Genomic DNA, 14,094 nt, shown 5'->3' with positions numbered 1-14,094 from the left:
CGCACTTCGGGGGAAAACTTGTTCGTCGTCTTGCTCATGATGCTCCATCCTACTCAGGAGTTGGAGCCTCCGGCAAACCCGGCGCGGTTCAGTTTCGATCCGGGGAAGCCTTGACACTCCATTCCATAGACAGGCAGGGCAGCCTCTGTGCGGATTGCCCCGGTTAGCCTTAGCTTAGCCCTTCATTCCATAGACACAGGCCCGGTATCTGTTTCAGTCCAGATTACTATATAAGATCAATAGCTTAGTTATATATCTTGGGATGATCTAGGTTATAATGATCCGCATTATACAAGTGATTACAACTAGTTAGCATAACGCTGGCGCAACTTCTGGAGCATAACCTAGTAATATCAATGAGTTAACTGTCTTGCTGATAGCCCTGAAGAAGATACTTCCAGAAATACCTATTGTTTTTCAGTTAGTTATAATAGGTGACGGTGCCACTAATCCATTCCGGGCCACTCAACTCACGAGACAAGTCAGAGGGTGCAGACCCACCGGGCACACCTCACTCTTGCTATTAAAGCAGGTGTGACACTACAGTGTGACACATAGCGAAACATCACACTGCAATAGCGTTATATATCAGGTAGTTGTGGATTTTCCGGGGTTTCCCCTTGGCTCCACCAAATTTCTCCATCGAACCTCTTGATAAACAAATGGTTTCGCCAGTTCATGCGAAGCTATCCCGTCATGTGCACGATCATTGCGCCCGCGCAGATGACGCCGGGGAGGGAGGGCGGCGTGGCGCGCTCTCGCTTTTCCTGTGCGGTGATTGGGCTCTGGACGCATAGCCGGGGCGCGACGATTGCGGCAAGAGCGACGGCGGACAGGAAGGCCTTGAGGCGCCCGTCGCAACGAGTCGCCACTCGCCGCTAATCCTTGCGCCCGAGATGATCACGATGCGGTTGCGGCGCCTATCGCATTTGGCGGGCCTTCCGCGGGGCTTTCCATCCGGGCTATAGCGCCGGCTCCGCTTGTCTTTCAGGGCATCACGGATGCCAGTCCGCATTGCGGCCTCTATCGGCAAGAGCCGGTTCGCCCAGGCAGGCTGCGCATCGGTCAGTCGGAATAGATTTCTCCACATGCCCCGATCCGTTCGGGCGCGTGAAACACGCAGGCCGAACGACTGCGGTCCGGTCAAGGGGGCCTGACCCTGGCAAGCCTCAGATCATGTTCAAGGCCTGCTTGTATATCTCGATGACCGCCTCTTCTTCAGCAACGTCGTCCGGCTCGCGTTTCCGAATCCTCAAGATGGCACGCATCGCCTTGCTGTCATACCCGCGCGCCTTGCTCTCCGCGAACACCTCCTTAATTTGCTCCGCGATATCTTTCTTCTCCTGCTCGAGGTGCTCTATGCGCTCGATGAACTGGCGCAGTTCCTCGGCGGTGACATTGTATTGCATGTCGGCGGCGGCGTTCATGGCTGGCTCCCAGGCTGTGAGCGGAATGACAAGGCCCCTTCCCTACCCACAGGCCCTCTGCCGATCAAGCCCGACCTTGCCAGATCGGCGCCTTCGGGCTAGGCCAAGCGCGAACCGCAAGGGAAGGACCTGCATGGATTGGGTGATCGGGGTCGGCGCGGCGATGTCCCTTGGGGGGCTGGCGGGCGTCATCGGATGTATTGTCGCCGCGATGCGCGCCCGGCGCGCGGGGCTGGACGACGCCGAGATGCGCACCCGCCTCCAAAAGATCGTGCTGTGGAACATGGCCACGCTGGGGCTGTCGATGTTCGGGCTGCTGCTTGTCGTGCTCGGCATCATCCTGAAAGGCTGAAGCCTGCCCATGCCAGCCGGTCCGCGGCGGCCCGCCGCGCAAAGGCTACCTAATCCGCGTTCATGTCGTCGAAACTGCGGCCTTCCTTGATCATCTCGTCCAACAGCGCAGACGGGGTCCAGAAGGGCTCATCCCCGGCCCAGTCGCGCAGCCGATTGCGGATCGCCAGCAGGCCGATCATGTCGGCCGTCTTCATCGGCCCGCCGCGCAGGCGCGGATAGCCGTAGCCCATCAGCATCACCAGATCGATATCAGACGGACGCAGCGCGACGCCCTCCGACAGGATCTTCGCCCCCTCATTGACCATCGCGTAAAGGCAGCGGTCGCGGATCTCGTCATAATCGAAGTTGCGCGCGACGATGCCCTTGGCGGCGCGCTCGGCCTCGATGATCCGGGTCACCGCGGGGTCTTCGGCGCCCATGCGGCTGCCCTCGCCATAGCGGTAATAGCCCGCGCCGGTCTTGCGGCCGAAACGCCCGGCCTCGCACAGCCGGTCGCCGATCGCGACATAGCGCGCCGACGGGTCACGGCTGTCCGCCAGCCGCTGACGTCGCGCCCACGCGATGTCGAGCCCCGCCATGTCGGCCACCTGATAGGGGCCCAGCGGGAAGCCGAAATCGCGCATCACCCGGTCGACCGCTGCGGGCGTCGCGCCGTCTTCCAGCATGAAATCCGCCGCCGCGCCACAGGCGGAAAAGATCCGGTCGCCGATGAACCCGTCGCCGCCCCGGACGCGGACGGCGAACTTGCGCAGCTGACGCGCCAGCTCGAACCCCGTCGTCACCACCTCGGGCGCGGTCTGGGCGCCCGCCACGACCTCGATCAGCGGCATCGCCTGCACCGGTGAGAAGAAGCGCAGCCCAACCACATCGGCCGGGCGCGAGGTAACCCGCGCCAGATCGTCGATATCAAGACAGGAGGTGTTCGTCGCCAGGATCGCACCGGGCCGCATCACCCGGTCGAGATCGCGGAAGATCCCGGCCTCGAGCGCCTCGTCCTCGGGCACCGCCTCGATCGCGATATCGGCGGAACGCAACGATTCGATTGCGGTCGCCCCGGCCAGGCGCGCCCATTCGCCCTCGCGCGCCGTGTCGCTTAGCTGGCCCCGGGCGACGGCGCGTTCATGCAGATCGTCAATCCGGGACAGTCCACGCGCCAGCGCCTCTTCGTCGACTTCCACCAGCGTCACCCGCAGCCCAGCCCCCAGCAGGGCCGTGGCGATACCCGACCCCATCACGCCGCCGCCGATCACCCCGGCATGGCCGACCGGGCGCGGGGTGGCGCCGGCCTCGGGGATGCGGGCGGCGCGGGCCTCGGCCCGGGCGGCGTGGCGCAATCCGGCCGCGGGTTTCGACGTCTCCAGATCCTCGGCCGCCGCGCGCTCGAAGGCCATGCCGGCCTCGAACGGCAGCAAGATCGCGGCTTCGACGCAGGCGATGATCCGCTCGGGCGCGGGAAGGCGGCTGTCACGCTCAACCGCACGGGCGGCGGCGATCGCGGCGGCGTAGGTCTGGGGGTCGCGAAAGCCTTCGCGCCGGTCGCGCGTCAGGCTTGGCGGCTTACCCTCGTTGATCAGCATCCTGGCCAGGATCACGGCGCGGTCCAGAAGGTCCTCTTCCACCACGCCGTCAAGCAACCCCATCGCCATCGCGGTGGCCGCGTCGATGGGCGCACCGTCAAGCATCAGCTTCAGCGCCTCCGCCGCGCCGCATAGACGCGATGTGCGCTGGGTGCCGCCGGCGCCGGGCAGAAGGCCCAGCTTGACCTCGGGAAAGCCGACCCTGGCCGTGGCCAGCGCGATCCGCGTATGGCAGGCAAGCGCCAGTTCCAGCCCGCCGCCCAGCGCCTGACCGTTCAGCGCCGCGACCACCAGCTTGCCGCAGGTCTCGATCCGGTCCAGCACATCGGCCAAAAGCGGCACCCGATCCGACGCGGAAGCCGCGGCGATCTCTTCGCCGACCGCGAATACCGACGACCCGGCGCCAGTAATCACGATCGCCTTGACTTCGGGAGCCTGGGCGGCGTCGACGGCGGCCAGAAGACCTTGACGCGCGGCATGGTCCAGCGCATTGACCGGCGGGTTTTCGACGGTCACGACCATCACGCCATCACTGATCTTCCAGCGTACCGCCTCGGCCATCGCCCCCACCCGTTCTTTACGGCAAACAATTGACGCCATTAAGAAGTAGGCCGGGAAGCTTGGCAATCCCCGGACGGGCTGGGGCTTGGACCGTCAGGCGCGACGCGGCCGGCGCAGATGGCGGATGTCCGCTTAGCAGGCCAAGCCGCGGCGAGCCCCAAGGCGCCGCCACATGCGATCAGACCGGCATCGATCAGACCGGCATGTTGTCGAACAGGTCCTCATCGGTGTCGCCCGCATCAGCCTCTGCCGCGGCGTCGGCGGTCTGGCCACGCACCGGCAGCAGGCGCGATATCAACTCCAACTCGGCCAAGACGATCCGCAAGGCGGGATCGCGCTGGGCCTTGTCGTTCACATGAGGGTCTCTTTCAGCTTCGGGCATGGTCCTTCCTCCCAGGTGTCCCCCTTCCCGACCATCAGGGCGCGCAGTCGCGGCAAAACGGGGTGTAGGGCAGGACATCCAGCCGCTCTTGTCCGATCTCGCCGCCGCACTTCACGCAAGTGCCATAGCTTCCGTCCTCCATCCGGCGCAGCGCCGCGCGGATCTGGCGCAGCTCTGTCTGGGCCGAATGCCCCATGTTTTCGAGGACTTCGTCCTCTTCCCGTTCTGTTGCAAGCTCTTCCCAATCCTTCGAACGCGGGAGGTCGAGCGCATTGTCTATCTGCGCCATACGCCTCGTCAGATCCGCAAGACGGGCTTCGAGCTGGACTCTGCGGGCAACTATTTCGGGGCTTGCAGGCATTCATCGGCGCTCCCATGATTACGATAGATGGTAACAGCGGCGTGACTGGGCAACCCTGATCCAGATCAACCCTGCGAGGGTGGCGAAAACTGGCTCATGTTGCCGCCGGAATGCTCTGCGCCTAGATATGTCCAACCCGTCGATACCCTGCCCCAGACGACAAGGACCCCCAATGGACCCTCGCCACATCACCGAAAATTATGCCGTCTCGCCGCAGATCCATCCCGAGGATGTCCCGCGGATCCGCGAGGCCGGCTTCCACACCCTGGTATGCAATCGTCCGGATACCGAGGTGCCGCATACCCACCGCGCCGAAACCATGCGCGCCCTGGCCGAGGCCGAGGGGCTGGTTTTCGTCGCCAACCCGCTGAGCCACGGCCAGTTGACGATGGAGATCATCGAGACCCAGGGCCGCGCGCTGCAGGATGCGTCGGGCAAGGTTTTCGCCTATTGCGCCTCGGGCAATCGCAGTTCGATCCTGTGGGCCCTTAGCCAGGCGGGCAAGATGCCGACCGACGAGATGATCGCGGCGGCGGCGCGCTGGGGCTACGATCTGGAAAAATGGCGCGATCACATCGAGACCCTCGCCGCGCGTGCGCAAGACGGGGGCTGAGCGGCGGCCGCGCTAGGAGGCGCCCGCGGCCTTCGCCATCGGCGGCAGATCGCCAAGCGGATCCTCCCCCGGATCAAGCGGATCGGGCAACGGAATCCCCATCGGATCGGGAAGTGGCAGGTCCAGGCCGTCGCCCGGCGCGGCGATCTGCAGCCCGCCCAAGTCACCGCCCAGATCGCCGCCGGCCGGATCGCCCCCAAGACCGTCGGCCATGGGCGTCGCCATCGGCAGCGGATCCCCATCCTCGCCGGGAAGTGGAAGCGAAGGCACCGGATCCGGCAGCGGATCGCCCCCCCCCGGATCCAGCGAGGGGAAGCCCAGATCGGCCTCCGGCGTCGCCGGCAGGGCCGCGCCCTTCGCGGCGACGGGCATGTCCGCCCCCGCATCGGAGCTTCGCGACTGCGGCATCAGGGTCAGGCGCACCGCGCGCATACCTCGGTTCTGGCCCAGCCGGCCCGCGCCAAGGCGGCGCCCATCGATCGCTTCCAGTTCGATCCGCTCCAATTGCGCGGCCGGTATCGGGATCATGTCTCCCTGCGACAGTTGCATCACGGCCGACAGCGGCACCCGCAATCTGTGAAGAACCGCTGAAATCTCGGCTTCGGCCGCCATCACGGCATCTTCCAGCGCGCGGGTCCATTCCTGGTGCTCGTGCACATCGGGCCGGTCCACGGCGGCCTGCACCGGCGGCGCCCCGCGTCCCTCGGCCGGAAGCGCCAGCACGATCGCGCCGCTGCGCGCGCCGTCGGCCAGGGCGACCGTGACCGTGAACACGCGGTAGGGGATATCTTCCAGCAACAGGCCCAGAGGGCGCGGATCATCAAGGAAAGACGCAAAATGGAACCCGCCGGCCCAGACGATATCGGGCGTGCCGGCCAATTCGTCACGCAATTCGGTCAGCGCCTTGTCGATCAGCCCGACGGTCATCGCGGCGTCGGTGCGCGTGGGCTTGCGTGGCGGGCGCTCGTCCTTCGCCAGGCGGCCCGTGGTTTGCACCTCGACAATGCCCGACAGCACCGGCGGCGCCACCGCGACAAGGCCTAGGCCTTCGGCTGGCCCCTCGAGTATCGCGAGAAAGGCGTGGTCGGGGACCATATCCAGAAGCTCGGCCAGGGCATGGCGGCTGTCGGTCAGGTCGGTGACCCGCAGATCCAGCCCCGGCACCCCCTGTCCGGCCCGCGCCAACGCCATGCGCACCGCCCGCTCGGGCCTCAGGGCGGCCCCCTGGGCGGTGGGCCGCCCGGCCACGGCCTTGCGCCGCAGGGCCGAGCCTGCCTGCCCGGCCGCGCCCTCCTGTTCCGATTCAGACATAGCGATTATCCTGCCAACCCAACCAGTTGTGTCAGGTCTAGGTTGAGGAATGGTTACCGCAACACGGAATCCGACCGGCGAAACAGGGGCCGCACGGCAAAGGCCGGGCCGCGGCGCGACCGGCGTTCAGATGTTCAGGCGGTCAGGCGGCTTTGGCCGCTGCCGAGGGCAGGCTGACGCGGAATGCCGCGCCGCCCTGGCCCGGAACATAGGTGATCGCACCGCCCATCCGGGCCATGATCTCGCGGCAGATCGCCAGGCCCAGCCCGGCGCCGCCGGCGTGCGAGCTGTCGCCCAGCCGGGCGAATTTCTCGAAGATGATCGTCTGGGCGTCTGCCGGAATACCCGCGCCGTTGTCGGCGAATTCCACCTCGATCCGGCCCTCGCGCCGGCGCACCGAGATGCGCAGCCTCGGGCGGGCCGCATCGCAATATTTGCGCGCATTCGACACCAGGTTGATGAACACCTGCGACAGCCGGTCGGGATCGGTGGTCAGTTCGACCATCTCGGCGGCGCGGTCGCGTTCGATCACCCAATCGCGGCGGGTGTCGCCGGCATGGCCCGCCGCCGCCAGCGCCCGGTCGATCAGCACCTGCAGCACCACACGCTCGGAGGTCAGGCGCACCTTGCCGTTCTCAAGCACGCTCAGATCCAGAAGGCCGTCAAGCAGCCGCGTCAGCCGCAGCGCCTCGGCATGGATGACGCCGGCGAAACGGGCCCGTTCGGAGGCGTCCAGACCGCCCTCCATCAAGATCTCGGAAAAGGCGCGGATCGAGGTCATTGGGGTACGCAGCTCATGGCTGATCTGGCTGAGGAAGGCGTCCTTTTGCACCGACAGCCTGGTAAGTTTGGCATTGGCCTCGCGCAGCGCGCGGGCGGTGCGGGCCAATTCCTCGGATTTCACCTCGATCTGGCTGGAATATTCCATGATCTGGGCCGTCTCGTTGGCCACCGCCATCAGGTCCTCGACCGACACCGCCGCGCCGCCGACGATCTGTGCCACCATCGCATGCGCGGTCGCACCGCCCACCGATCCGGCCAGACGGCGTTCCAGGCTTTCCAGGAAATCGGGGGTGGTGTCTGGCAGGTATCCCGCCTTGCCCTGGCCGCGGGCGGCCGCCAGGAAGAAGGCCTGCGCCTCTTCCGCGCCCAGGATGCGCTGCGCCATGACAAGCAGATCCTCGGCCTCGGCGGTGCCGCGCGCCCAGCCACGGGTGCCGCCGGCCTGATCGAAGGCATTGACGAACTGCGCGCCCTGCAGGCGTTCCACCGGGTTCGGAAAGGTCAGCAGCGAACCGACGCAGAGCGCCAGCGTGTTGGCCGCCAGCGACCAGAATAGCGCATGCAGCAAGGGATCCATTCCGGCGATCCCGAACAGCGCATGCGGCCGCAGCCACCCAATGCCGAACGGGCCATGGGCCATCACCTGCGCGGAGATCAGCGCATTGCCGCCGAAGCTGGGCAGGAACAGCGTGTACAGCCAGACGGCAAAGCCCAGGATCAGCCCCGCCGCGGCACCGGCCCGGGTGGCTCCGCGCCAGTAAAGCCCGCCCAGCATCGCCGGCAGCACCTGCGCCGCCCCGGCAAAGCTGATCAGCCCGATCGAGGCCAGCGCCGCGCCGCCGCCGGAAAAGCGGTAATAGGCATAGCCCAGCGCCAGCACCCCGCCGATCGTCAGCCGCCGCGCGCGCAGGACGATCGCGCGTACATCGCCCGATTGCGTCGCCCGGCCGTAGCGGGCGGCCAGCCACAGCGGCATCACCACATGGTTCGACACCATCGTCGCCAGCGCGATCGCCGCCACGATCACCATCGCCGTGGCCGACGAAAAGCCGCCCAGGAACGCCAGCATCGCCAGCCAGCCGCGATCCATGTGCAAGGGTAGCGTCAGCACCAGCAGGTCGGGGTTCGACCCCGCCGGCAGGGTTTCCAGCCCGACCACCGCGATCGGCAGCACGAAAAGGCACATCAGGAACAGATAGGCCGGAAAGGCCCAGGCGGCGGTGGCCAGGTGGCGCTCGTCCGCGTTCTCGACCACCAGAACCTGGAACATCCTTGGCAGGGTGATCACCGCCGCCGCCGACAGGAAGGTGATGCCGGCCCAGCGCGCCGGATGCATCTGCCACTCGGCCAGCGGCGAGGCCTCGATCCGTGCCAGGATATCGGCCGGGCCATCCGCCACGCCCCAGACCACGAAGACCCCCACCGCCAGAAGCGCCACAAGCTTCACCACCGCCTCGACCGCGATCGCGGTGACCACGCCCTGGTGCTGCTCGTTCGCGTCTAGGTTGCGGGTGCCGAAAAGCACCGTGAAAAGCGCAAGCCCCACCGCCACCCACAGCGCCGTGACGCGGGGATCGGGGACCATCGCGCCCTCACCCGCCGCCGAGGCGAAGGCGCCGAAGCTAAGCGTCACCGATTGCAATTGCAGCGCGATATAGGGGGTGGCCGCAACCACCGCCATCAGCGTCACGATCACCCCCAGCGCGTTCGACTTGCCATAGCGCGAAGAGATCAGATCGGCGATCGAGGTGATGCGCTGGGTCTTGCCGATCCGCACCAGCTTGCGCAGCAGCGACCACCAGCCGATGAACACCAGCGTCGGCCCCAGATAGATCGTTACGAATTCCAGACCCGACCGCGCCGCCGATCCGACCGCGCCGTAAAAGGTCCAGGCGGTGCAATAGATCGACAGCGACAGGGTGTAGATCCAGGGGCTGCGCAGCCAGCCGATCCCGCCAGCGGCGGCGCGGCGTTCGACCGCGAAGGCCACGAAGAACAGGAAGAACACATAGCCTAGGCAGCTGAGCACAAGGATGTTGAAGGGGATCATGGGTCCGCCCCGGGCCCCGGCCGGGCGGCAGGCGCCGCATCTTCGGGCGCGCCAGCGGGGCGGTCGGGGCGCGCGGGTGTGGCCGCGGGATCCGGCGGCGCCTCGGCCGAGCGCGTCAGCGCGCGCGACACCACGAAGGCCGCGACGATCAGCGCGGCCCAGGCCAGGATCAGATAGATCCCGTCGCCGGCCGTCGCCCGGGCGCGGCCGCCTTCGCCGCCCCACAGCACCGGGACAAGGAACAGAAAGGCGCCCAGAAAGGGCAACATCCGTGCAGCATCCATCAGCCGCCGGCGCCGGTAGCTTTGGCGCGCCAGGAACAGGGGCTGCCCCGAGGGCGGTTTCACGCCGCCCCCAGCGCCAGCGACCGGACGGCGTCGAGGATTTCGGTATTGGCGAACGGTTTGGTCATGAAGCGCGTGGCCCCCAGGCGCGCGGCCTGTTCGCGGTCGCGATCCTGGCCCTTGGCGGTCAGCATCAGGACAGGCAGCGCCGCCATCCCCGGATCGGCGCGCAATTCCTGCAGCACCTCGAAGCCCGACCGCCCCGGCAGCATCACGTCCAGCACCACCACATCGGGCCGTGCCCCCCGGATCGCCGCCATCGCGTCGGCGCCGTCGGAATGGGCGCTGACCCGCCAGCCATCCCGCGTCAGGATGAAGCGGATCGCCTCGATGATATTCGGCTCATCCTCGATCAGAAGGACATGCTTGCCCATCCGACGCTCCCCCCTCTCTCCTCTGAGTGGAACTATCGCGAATAGGGGGCGGGCTGTCAAAAGAACACTCGCCGCAGGCGTGCCCCTTCGCAGCGCGCCGGATCAGCCTTCGTCGCCGAGGATCGAAGGCTCGCGCCGCGCCGGGCAGGCGGAGCGCGCGCAGATCCGGCACGAGGACCCCACCGCCTGTGCCGGCGTCGTGGGGGGGCCATCGTCGGGCAAGATCAGCATCCAGGCCTCGACCACGGGGGGCGATCCGAAGCCGCCCGGATACGAGGGCTGACAATAGGCGTAGCCATGAAACCGGCGCTGGCCGCGGCCGACGGTTTCCAGGGGCACGCGGATCGGCGTGACCGGTCGCGCCAGCGCCTGATACAATGGCCAGAGCGGGCAGCCCGATCCGAAGCGCGGCAGCACGAAACCTTCGGCCGGCTTGCGGAAGATCAACGCGCCAGAGCCGTCGCAGGCCACCAGCCCGATCCGCCCCGGCGTCCCCGGGTCCGGCTCTGCCCCGTCGCCCCGGCCGGGTGGCAACGCGGCAAGACGGCGAAACACCAGGGGCAGCGGCAGACCGAAACGCTGCGCCAGGATACCGGGATCAGGCCCGACCTCGGCCAGCGCGGCCAGCAGTTCCGGCATGGGCAGCGCCGCCGCATCCTCGCTATAGCGCCGCGCATAGGTGGCAGCCAGGCGCCGCGCGGCGGCGGGAAGCTCGGGCGCCAGCGCCTCGGGATCCGGGCACGCGGCGCCTTCGCAATCGACCAGATGATAGCCGCGTGCCTCAAGCCAGCCCTCGAAGGCCTCCTGCGGCGGGACCGCGCCCAGTTCCCGGCGGCGCGGTGTATCGAGATAAGAGACCAGCGCCCCTGCCCCTTCCGCCAGGCGGACGCTTTCGTCTTCCAGGTTGGCGTGGAAACGCGCGCGCCATTCCGGTTCGATCTCGCCGTCCTCGGCCAGAATCGCGGCAGTCGAACGCAACGCGGTGACCGCCGAAAGGATATCGTGCAGCGCGGCCGAAAGGGTCGGGTCGTGGGCCAGCCTGTCGCCAAGCATCTCGACGCTGCGCTCAAGATGCCCGACCCGGCCCTGCAGCCGCGCCAGAAGGCCGGCCCAGCCCGGAAACCGGCCGACGAATTCCTCGATCCGGTCAAGCTCGGGCGCGTCGTGGGCCGGTGTTCCCGCCGCCACGGTCGAGGTCGCGGCCTCGCGCAGACCGGCCAGAAGCGTCGCGCCCGCGCCTTCGGTCAAAGCCGCCGGGTCGACCTTCAGCGCCTCGGCGATCTTGCGCAGCAGCGCCGCGCCGACATTGCGGCGGTTGTGCTCGATCAGGTTGAGATAGGAGGCCGAGATCCCCACCCGGCGCGCAAGATCGACCTGCCGCAGCCCCGCCGCGGTGCGCCGTTCGCGTATCCGGCTGCCCGCAAGCGCCTGCCGCGGCATCTGGCTTCTCCTGCTATCTTGGCGAAAGTTGACAGAAAATCACTGTTTTGACAATTGATTATAGCGGTATTTTCCTGGCCGAGTTTACAAAGGGCAATCACGCTTTATCCTGGCCAAACGCAGGCGATATCCGCCAGGACCGCGGCAAGGGGCCATTCCTTACCGCGAAGTAAGATCGGCGAAAGGCGTCGATGAACTGGGGGCGCCAATGTCACGCTCATCAAATTCCGAAGACTATGACAAGGACCAAGAGCCGACATGACTTCGACCGAGAAGGACGTTCTGACCAAGGTGCCGGCAGTGACGCTGGGCTTCTGGATCATCAAGATCGCCGCCACCACCCTGGGCGAGACCGGCGGCGATACCCTCAGCATGACGCTGAACTGGGGCTATCTGGCCGCGACGGGGCTGTTTCTGTCGCTGTTGGTCGGGCTGATCGCGGCCCAGATCCTGGCCAAGAAGTTCCACCCCGCGCTGTATTGGGCGACCATCGTCGCCTCGACGACGGCGGGAACGACGATGGCGGATTTCGCGGATCGTTCGCTGGGGGTCGGCTATCTGGGCGGCACCACCATATTGCTGACCTCGCTGCTTGCCGTGCTGGGGCTTTGGTACCGGACGCAAGGCTCGATCTCGGTCGAGACGGTCAAGGCCCCGAAGACCGAAGCCTTCTACTGGGCCGCGATCACCCTGTCGCAGACCCTCGGTACCGCGCTGGGCGACTGGATGGCGGATTCGACGGGGCTTGGCTATGAGGGCGGCGCGCTGGTCTTTTCGGCCATGATCGCGCTGGTCGCGATCGCCTATTACCGCACGCGCATCTCTACGGTGCTGCTGTTCTGGGCCGCGTTCATCCTGACCCGCCCGCTGGGCGCCACGGTGGGGGACTTCCTGGACAAGCCGATCAGCCATGGCGGGCTGGACCTGAGCCGACCCATCGCGTCGGCGGTGATCGCGATCTTCATGGTTGTCTGCATCCTGATCTTCCCGCAACGCGCTGGCCGCCACCCCGGCGAAACGCCTCGCACGGCGGTGCAGTAACGCGCATTGACCGCACCCCGACCCCAGGACATGCCCGATGCGTCCATGGTCGGGGCGCGGTCTTCTTTCCGGATTCTCTCGCGTACGTGATCACTTGTGAAATCACGTGTGCCGTGCAAAACTCCTGCTACCGAGGAGGAGTTCGACCCGCGCCGCCATCCCGTCCGACGGGATCGCCGGTTTCGCCCTGCTCGGACCGGTCTTCGATCAACGAAGGCCAGAGAGAACAGGGAGGAACCATGAACAAGCTGACAAATCGCAGAAACGCCCTGCGCACCCTGGCCGCCGCCAGCGTCGCGGGACTTGCCGCACCGCATATCGCCTCGGCGCAGGCCAAGGGCACAACCTGGAAGATCCAATCCTCGTGGCCCGGCGGCGTGGGCCTGCAGACCTTCAAGGACTGGTCCGCCAGCATCGTCGAGAAGACCGGCGGCGAACTGGCCTTTCAACCCTTCGGCGCCAATGACGTGGTCGGCGACTTCCAGCTTTACGACGCAGTGAAGAACGGCGTGCTGGACGCGGTGAACCCCTTCACCATCTACGCCCAGGGGATCATTCCGGCCGGGGTTTTCCTCAGCTCCTACCCGCTGGGCCTGCGCAACCCGCATGAATTCGACGTCTTCTATTACGGCCTGGGCGGGCTGGAGATGGCGCGCGAGCTTTACGCCGCGCAAGGCATGTATTTCGTGGGCCCCGTCCATCACGGGCCGAACATCATCCATTCCAAGGTGCCGATCCGGTCGATCGACGATTTCCGCGGCCGCAAGATGCGCCTGCCGGGCGGCATGGTGGCCGACGTATTCGGAGAGATCGGGGCAGAGACCACGGTTCTGCCGGGGTCCGAGATCTTCCCGGCGCTGGAGAAGGGCACCATCGACGTGGCCGATTATGTGGGCCCCGCGGTCAACTACGCGCTCGGCTTCAGCCAGGTGACGAAATACATCTCGATGGGACCGCCGGGCATGATGTCGCTTTACCAGCCGGTGGACATCATGGACATCACCGTGGGCATGGACGCCTGGAACAAGCTTAGGGTCAGGACCCATTGATTTCCGGTTGGCCGCGTGATTCACAGTTCGAAAAACGAGCGGTGAACATGTCTGATCTCTTCTGGCTGACGGATGCGCAGATGGCGCGTCTTGAGCCCTTCTTCCCCAAGTCACACGGCAAACCCCGCGTTGATGATCGGCGCGTGTTGAGTGGAATTATTTTTATCAATCGCAATGGTTTACGGTGGCGCGATGCCCCTGCTGCCTATGGGCCGCACAAGACGCTGTACAACCGTTGGAAACGGTGGAGTGACAAGGGCATCTTCGCCCGGATGATGGCCGGTCTGGCCGCCGAGCATGGCGAAAAGAAGACTGTGATGATCGACGCCACTTACCTGAAGGCACACCGAACAGCGACCAGCATGGGCGTGAAAAAGGGGGGCGTGGACGCCTGATTGGCCGGACAAAGGGCGGCATGAACACCAAG

General features: G+C 66.3%; 13 protein-coding genes and 2 pseudogenes. 5 read left to right on the top strand and 10 right to left on the bottom strand.

The genetic code is table 11. The features are described 5' to 3' along the window. Positions 1-806: 806 nt before the first annotated feature. Positions 807-1,034, bottom strand: a pseudogene (locus BLV97_RS21695) (IS5/IS1182 family transposase); the annotation flags it as partial. A gap of 135 nt (positions 1,035-1,169) precedes the next feature. Further along, on the bottom strand, positions 1,170-1,427 hold the full coding sequence (locus BLV97_RS19705) for a DUF2312 domain-containing protein (protein WP_035840710.1): 258 nt from the start codon (positions 1,425-1,427) through the stop codon (positions 1,170-1,172). Between the two features lie 133 nt (positions 1,428-1,560). On the opposite strand from BLV97_RS19705, the gene BLV97_RS19700 reads away from it, so the two are divergent. Next, on the top strand, positions 1,561-1,779 hold the full coding sequence (locus tag BLV97_RS19700) for a hypothetical protein (RefSeq protein ID WP_035840711.1): 219 nt from the start codon (positions 1,561-1,563) through the stop codon (positions 1,777-1,779). Positions 1,780-1,828: 49 nt separating this feature from the next. Here BLV97_RS19700 and BLV97_RS19695 read toward each other — a convergent pair whose 3' ends face one another. The 3 genes from BLV97_RS19695 to BLV97_RS19690 all read right to left on the bottom strand — a co-directional run bounded on the left by BLV97_RS19695 (position 1,829) and on the right by BLV97_RS19690 (position 4,662). Next, complete coding sequence (locus tag BLV97_RS19695; RefSeq protein WP_035840712.1) at positions 1,829-3,919, bottom strand: 3-hydroxyacyl-CoA dehydrogenase NAD-binding domain-containing protein; 2,091 nt, start codon at positions 3,917-3,919, stop codon at positions 1,829-1,831. Between the two features lie 193 nt (positions 3,920-4,112). Next, complete coding sequence (locus tag BLV97_RS20960; RefSeq protein ID WP_143037592.1) at positions 4,113-4,301, bottom strand: hypothetical protein; 189 nt, start codon at positions 4,299-4,301, stop codon at positions 4,113-4,115. 34 nt (positions 4,302-4,335) lie between these two features. Beyond that, positions 4,336-4,662, bottom strand: coding sequence for a TraR/DksA family transcriptional regulator (locus BLV97_RS19690; RefSeq protein WP_035840714.1), 327 nt, complete (start codon positions 4,660-4,662; stop codon positions 4,336-4,338). A gap of 172 nt (positions 4,663-4,834) precedes the next feature. Here BLV97_RS19690 and BLV97_RS19685 point away from each other — a divergent pair, with 172 nt between their 5' ends. Next, positions 4,835-5,275, top strand: coding sequence for a protein tyrosine phosphatase family protein (locus BLV97_RS19685; protein WP_035840716.1), 441 nt, complete (start codon positions 4,835-4,837; stop codon positions 5,273-5,275). Between the two features lie 12 nt (positions 5,276-5,287). Here BLV97_RS19685 and BLV97_RS19680 read toward each other — a convergent pair whose 3' ends face one another. The 5 genes from BLV97_RS19680 to BLV97_RS19660 form a co-directional block, all read right to left on the bottom strand. After that, complete coding sequence (locus tag BLV97_RS19680) at positions 5,288-6,586, bottom strand: FliM/FliN family flagellar motor switch protein (protein WP_051645958.1); 1,299 nt, start codon at positions 6,584-6,586, stop codon at positions 5,288-5,290. Positions 6,587-6,728: 142 nt separating this feature from the next. Next, positions 6,729-9,419 carry a sensor histidine kinase gene (locus BLV97_RS19675; protein ID WP_092164212.1) on the bottom strand — a complete coding sequence of 897 codons (2,691 nt, stop codon included), beginning with the start codon at positions 9,417-9,419 and terminating at the stop codon, positions 6,729-6,731. Further along, a complete protein-coding gene (locus BLV97_RS21690) occupies positions 9,416-9,766 on the bottom strand; it encodes a hypothetical protein (RefSeq protein WP_143037591.1) in 351 nt (116 codons plus the stop codon). The genes BLV97_RS19675 and BLV97_RS21690 overlap by 4 nt, the downstream gene beginning before the upstream one ends. Beyond that, positions 9,763-10,137 (bottom strand): response regulator transcription factor, encoded by a 375-nt coding sequence (locus BLV97_RS19665; protein WP_035840718.1) that lies wholly within the window; start codon positions 10,135-10,137, stop codon positions 9,763-9,765. Before BLV97_RS19665 ends, BLV97_RS21690 begins: the two co-directional genes overlap by 4 nt. 102 nt (positions 10,138-10,239) lie before the next feature. Then, positions 10,240-11,577, bottom strand: a complete 1,338-nt coding sequence (locus tag BLV97_RS19660) for a helix-turn-helix transcriptional regulator (protein WP_035840720.1) — start codon at positions 11,575-11,577, stop codon at positions 10,240-10,242. 258 nt (positions 11,578-11,835) lie between these two features. On the opposite strand from BLV97_RS19660, the gene BLV97_RS19655 reads away from it, so the two are divergent. From BLV97_RS19655 to BLV97_RS19645, 3 genes and pseudogenes are all read left to right on the top strand, one after another. Next, a complete protein-coding gene (locus BLV97_RS19655; protein WP_035840722.1) occupies positions 11,836-12,618 on the top strand; it encodes a COG4705 family protein in 783 nt (260 codons plus the stop codon). A 239-nt stretch (positions 12,619-12,857) separates the two neighbouring features. Further along, on the top strand, positions 12,858-13,667 hold the full coding sequence (dctP, locus tag BLV97_RS19650) for a TRAP transporter substrate-binding protein DctP (RefSeq protein ID WP_244521073.1): 810 nt from the start codon (positions 12,858-12,860) through the stop codon (positions 13,665-13,667). 47 nt (positions 13,668-13,714) lie between these two features. After that, positions 13,715-14,094 (top strand): annotated as a pseudogene (locus BLV97_RS19645) (IS5 family transposase); the annotation flags it as partial.

It is taken from the genome of Allgaiera indica (assembly GCF_900106675.1).
Lineage (GTDB): Bacteria > Pseudomonadota > Alphaproteobacteria > Rhodobacterales > Rhodobacteraceae > Acidimangrovimonas > Acidimangrovimonas indica.
The sequence above is the reverse complement of the archived record's forward strand: the minus strand, read 5'-3'. Positions and strand labels throughout refer to the sequence as shown.